General features: G+C 51.4%; 20 tRNA genes. All 20 read right to left on the bottom strand.

The annotated features are described in order from the left end of the window. Positions 1-276 precede the first annotated feature (276 nt). Positions 277-360, bottom strand: a tRNA-Leu gene (locus EKN00_RS10735). A 40-nt stretch (positions 361-400) separates the two neighbouring features. After that, a tRNA-Cys gene (locus EKN00_RS10730) sits at positions 401-471 on the bottom strand. A 25-nt stretch (positions 472-496) separates the two neighbouring features. Further along, a tRNA-Gln gene (locus EKN00_RS10725) sits at positions 497-568 on the bottom strand. A gap of 8 nt (positions 569-576) precedes the next feature. After that, a tRNA-His gene (locus tag EKN00_RS10720) sits at positions 577-649 on the bottom strand. Between the two features lie 16 nt (positions 650-665). Beyond that, a tRNA-Trp gene (locus EKN00_RS10715) sits at positions 666-736 on the bottom strand. Positions 737-742: 6 nt separating this feature from the next. Further along, positions 743-822: transfer RNA gene (locus EKN00_RS10710), tRNA-Tyr, on the bottom strand. Positions 823-832: 10 nt separating this feature from the next. Then, a tRNA-Phe gene (locus EKN00_RS10705) sits at positions 833-905 on the bottom strand. Between the two features lie 6 nt (positions 906-911). Further along, positions 912-985 (bottom strand) — tRNA-Asp (locus EKN00_RS10700). Positions 986-1,005: 20 nt separating this feature from the next. Next, a tRNA-Met gene (locus EKN00_RS10695) sits at positions 1,006-1,079 on the bottom strand. Between the two features lie 9 nt (positions 1,080-1,088). Continuing rightward, positions 1,089-1,178, bottom strand: a tRNA-Ser gene (locus EKN00_RS10690). Between the two features lie 18 nt (positions 1,179-1,196). Beyond that, a tRNA-Glu gene (locus tag EKN00_RS10685) sits at positions 1,197-1,268 on the bottom strand. A 6-nt stretch (positions 1,269-1,274) separates the two neighbouring features. Then, a tRNA-Ser gene (locus EKN00_RS10680) sits at positions 1,275-1,362 on the bottom strand. Positions 1,363-1,385: 23 nt separating this feature from the next. After that, a tRNA-Ile gene (locus EKN00_RS10675) sits at positions 1,386-1,459 on the bottom strand. Between the two features lie 4 nt (positions 1,460-1,463). After that, positions 1,464-1,534 (bottom strand) — tRNA-Gly (locus EKN00_RS10670). A gap of 8 nt (positions 1,535-1,542) precedes the next feature. Further along, positions 1,543-1,615 (bottom strand) — tRNA-Phe (locus EKN00_RS10665). 7 nt (positions 1,616-1,622) lie between these two features. After that, positions 1,623-1,696 (bottom strand) — tRNA-Asp (locus tag EKN00_RS10660). A gap of 21 nt (positions 1,697-1,717) precedes the next feature. Beyond that, a tRNA-Met gene (locus EKN00_RS10655) sits at positions 1,718-1,791 on the bottom strand. A 42-nt stretch (positions 1,792-1,833) separates the two neighbouring features. After that, positions 1,834-1,907: transfer RNA gene (locus EKN00_RS10650), tRNA-Ile, on the bottom strand. Positions 1,908-1,915: 8 nt separating this feature from the next. Next, positions 1,916-1,989 (bottom strand) — tRNA-Met (locus EKN00_RS10645). Between the two features lie 26 nt (positions 1,990-2,015). Then, positions 2,016-2,089, bottom strand: a tRNA-Pro gene (locus tag EKN00_RS10640). Positions 2,090-2,092: the final 3 nt, after the last annotated feature.

Below are 2,092 nucleotides of genomic sequence, written 5' to 3'. Positions count from 1 at the left end.
CGCTCAAATTCCATAAATAACAAAAGAGCTTTCTCCGAAGAGAAAGCTCTAAATAGAACCACGTTGTTAATCAACACCGTTTGACAAAGAACCAAAACTATCTGGGGATTTACCCCCCTTGTCACCTACAGCGGCCCTATGCTCATTCTTCGAGCTTGGTCGGTAAAGTATTTCCGCACTCCCCTTTACTTACCGGCACAAAAAAAGAGGAACGTTAATTTAACAACGTTCCTCCGTACTTACCGGTACTATCCTTTACTAGAAAAGTACCATTGCTACCGGTGATCGGGGTCGAACCGATACTCCATCGCTGGAACTGGATTTTGAATCCAGCGCGTCTGCCTATTCCGCCACACCGGCATAACTGTAACTGAGTTTTCCAGCGGCGGGGCCGCAAGGAAGGCGGTAACCGGATTCGAACCGGTGATTAAGGTTTTGCAGACCTCTGCCTTACCACTTGGCTATACCGCCATCATATGCTCTATCCCAACGGGAATTGGGATAGCTGGATTCGAACCAGCGCATGACGGAGTCAAAGTCCGTTGCCTTACCGCTTGGCTATACCCCAATTAAAAGGGCGGTATGTGGGAATCGAACCCACGTATGCTGGTACCACAAACCAGTGTGTTAACCACTTCACCAATACCGCCATAATATTATGTTACCAGGGATAGTAGGAGTTGAACCCACATCGACGGTTTTGGAGACCGTTGTTCTACCATTGAACTATATCCCTAAGACATGGGGGATGTAGGACTCGAACCTACGAACCCGAAGGAGCGGATTTACAGTCCGCCGCAATTGCCGCTATGCGAATCCCCCATAATTCAAATGGCGCGGGACGGAATCGAACCGCCGACACATGGAGCTTCAATCCATTGCTCTACCAACTGAGCTACCGAGCCATTGAACGGTCGCAGCGGGACTCGAACCCGCGATCTCATCCGTGACAGGGATGCGTCCTAACCAACTAGACCATGCGACCATAAAACATATTCTGTTAAATTGCGGGAGTAGGGTTTGAACCTACGACCTTCGGGTTATGAGCCCGACGAGCTACCAGACTGCTCCATCCCGCGATAATAGTAAGGAGAATGAGGGATTCGAACCCTCGCGTGGTTTGACCCACCTGACGGTTTTCAAGACCGTTCCCTTCAGCCAGACTTGGGTAATTCTCCATCATATCGCTAAAGCTATGACCCGTACGGGATTTGAACCCATGTTACCGCCGTGAAAGGGCGGTGTCTTAACCACTTGACCAACGGGCCATCAAACGGAGAAGGAGGGATTTGAACCCTCGCGCCAGTTTCCCGACCTACACCCTTAGCAGGGGCGCCTCTTCAGCCACTTGAGTACTTCTCCATGATGGTTATATTAAATTTAAATGGGCCTAAATGGACTTGAACCATCGACCTCACGCTTATCAGGCGTGCGCTCTAACCAGCTGAGCTATAGGCCCATAAAGCGGGTGACGAGAATCGAACTCGCGACAACAGCTTGGAAGGCTGTGGTTTTACCACTAAACTACACCCGCGTTGCAAATGGCGCGGGACGGAATCGAACCGCCGACACATGGAGCTTCAATCCATTGCTCTACCAACTGAGCTACCGAGCCGATTCACCGGTCGCAGCGGGACTCGAACCCGCGATCTCATCCGTGACAGGGATGCGTCCTAACCAACTAGACCATGCGACCATTTAAACCTATTCAGTTTAATTGCGGGAGTAGGGTTTGAACCTACGACCTTCGGGTTATGAGCCCGACGAGCTACCAGACTGCTCCATCCCGCGATAACCATATAATTGTAACAAACGCCGTCCACCTTGTAAAGATGGACCTTGTAGGACTCGAACCTACGACCGAGCGGTTATGAGCCGCCTGCTCTAACCAACTGAGCTAAAGGTCCAAGACCAATCGCGGCGGGGGGGATCGAACCCTCGACCTCCCGGGTATGAACCGGACGCTCTAGCCAGCTGAGCTACACCGCGAAGTGCTTAAATGGACTTTCGTCCTATCGGGAAAACAGGATTCGAACCTGCGACCCCCTGGTCCCAAACCAGGTGCTCTACCAAGCTGAGCTATTTCCCGAAC

This window comes from Lacticaseibacillus hulanensis (assembly GCF_004010095.1).
Lineage (GTDB): Bacteria > Bacillota > Bacilli > Lactobacillales > Lactobacillaceae > Lacticaseibacillus > Lacticaseibacillus hulanensis.
Note: the sequence above shows the minus strand (reverse complement) of the source record. Positions and strands in the feature narration are given on the sequence as shown.